This is a genomic window from Kitasatospora sp. NPDC091257, assembly GCF_044757675.1.
In the GTDB taxonomy this organism is placed as follows: Bacteria; Actinomycetota; Actinomycetes; order Streptomycetales; family Streptomycetaceae; genus Kitasatospora; species Kitasatospora lactacystinica.
The window spans coordinates 1-1,339 of the sequence record NZ_JBIVVI010001735.1 but is presented as its reverse complement, the minus strand read 5'-3'; the positions used below and the strand labels follow the sequence as shown (position 1 = coordinate 1,339).

At 74.7% G+C, this 1,339-nt stretch carries 3 protein-coding genes; 2 read left to right on the top strand and 1 reads right to left on the bottom strand.

Features of this window, described 5'->3' with window-relative positions; genetic code table 11:
* A partial coding sequence (locus ACIQOV_RS41650; protein WP_401056378.1) for a PadR family transcriptional regulator occupies positions 1–400 on the bottom strand: 400 nt, incomplete at its 3' end.
* A gap of 150 nt (positions 401–550) precedes the next feature.
* Here ACIQOV_RS41650 and ACIQOV_RS41645 point away from each other — a divergent pair.
* Positions 551–949: an ACT domain-containing protein gene (locus tag ACIQOV_RS41645; RefSeq protein ID WP_401056376.1), complete on the top strand. Its 399-nt coding sequence runs from the start codon at positions 551–553 to the stop codon at positions 947–949.
* A gap of 101 nt (positions 950–1,050) precedes the next feature.
* Positions 1,051–1,308, top strand: coding sequence for a Prokaryotic metallothionein (locus ACIQOV_RS41640; protein WP_401056375.1), 258 nt, complete (start codon positions 1,051–1,053; stop codon positions 1,306–1,308).
* Positions 1,309–1,339: the final 31 nt, after the last annotated feature.

The window sequence follows — 1,339 nt, the reverse complement described above, 5'->3', positions numbered from 1 at the left end:
GGTTGGGGTAGATCGACCCCGGGCTGGGCCGCCAGGCCCCTCCGGTCCGCTCGGTGATCTCGGCGATCATCTCGTAGCCGTGCATCGGCCGCTCCTTGAGCAGCGCCAGCAGCGAGGCCCGGACGTCACCGCGCCGGGCCCGGCCGCCGCGCCGGCCGTGCGGGCCTCCGCGCCGGCCGCCGTGGCCGCCGAAGCCGTGCCCGAACGGGCCGCCCATCGGCCGGCCGGGGCCGCCGCCGCCGAACGGCGGGCCGAACCCGCCGAACGCCTCCCGGCCCTCGACTCCCTCCCCGGGCATCCCCCGGAACTCGGGGCCCGGGCCGCGGCGCCGGCCGCCGCCCGGGCCGCCTCCGCGCGGGCCTTCCCAGCGGAATCGCATTCCTTGACCTTCCGAGCGCATCGCGCCCACCTCCGTCTCCACGGTTCGACGAGGCAGTCGAGTTACTGTCTCGATAGCTCGACGATATATCGGTGACTGTCGCTCGTCAACGGATTCCGACACGCCCACGGAGCACGACGCATCCCCCGTCCAGCCGCTACGGTGGCGGGCATGGCCGCAGAACGAGACCTCGCGACGCTGCTGCGCGCAATGAGCCCGCAGCTCAACCCGGGGCGGTACGTCTACTGCACGCTCCCCGCCCGGGTGCCCGCCGGCATGCGGCCGGTGGTGACCGTCGCCGAACCCGAGGGGGTGACGATGGTGGTCGCCCAGGAGGAGGCGGACGCGCTCGGGCTGCGCTACGAGTACGTGGCGGCCTGGATCACCCTGCGGATCCACTCGGCGCTGGAGGCCGTCGGGCTGACCGCCGCGGTGTCCGGCCGGCTCGCCGAGGAGGGCATCAGCTGCAACGTGGTGGCCGGTTTCCACCACGACCACCTGTTCGTCGCCGCCGACGACGCCGACCGCGCCGTCCGCGCCCTGGAGGACCTCTCCGCCCGCTCCGGCTGAGCCCCCGCCGCTCGCCCCGGGTGGCCGCCGCCGACCGGGCCTTCGACACTGGGAGGCGAGCCGCCCCGCCGGGACGGCCCCACCGGAAGGAGACGGCCGCCATGGCCATCTGCGACACCTGCGGCAACGACTACTGGCTGGCCTTCGAGATCAAGACGGTCACCGGCGACACCTACACCTTCGACAGCTTCGAGTGCGCGATGGAGAAGCTCGCCCCGCGCTGCGAACAGTGCGACGTGCGCATCGTCGGCCACGGCGTCGAAGTCGCCGGCATGTTCTTCTGCTGCGCCAACTGCGCCCGCGTCAACGGCGGCCTCGGCGACCAGATCCGCGACGCCGTCGGCGCCCGCCCCGCCTGACCCGGCGGGGCCCCGCGCCGGACGGCGGGGA

Coding starts and splice junctions, on each gene's coding strand:
- ACIQOV_RS41645 (WP_401056376.1), top strand. CDS start 551: ATGGCCGCAGAACGAGACCTCGCGACGCTGCTGCGCGCAATGAGCCCG.
- ACIQOV_RS41640 (WP_401056375.1), top strand. CDS start 1,051: ATGGCCATCTGCGACACCTGCGGCAACGACTACTGGCTGGCCTTCGAG.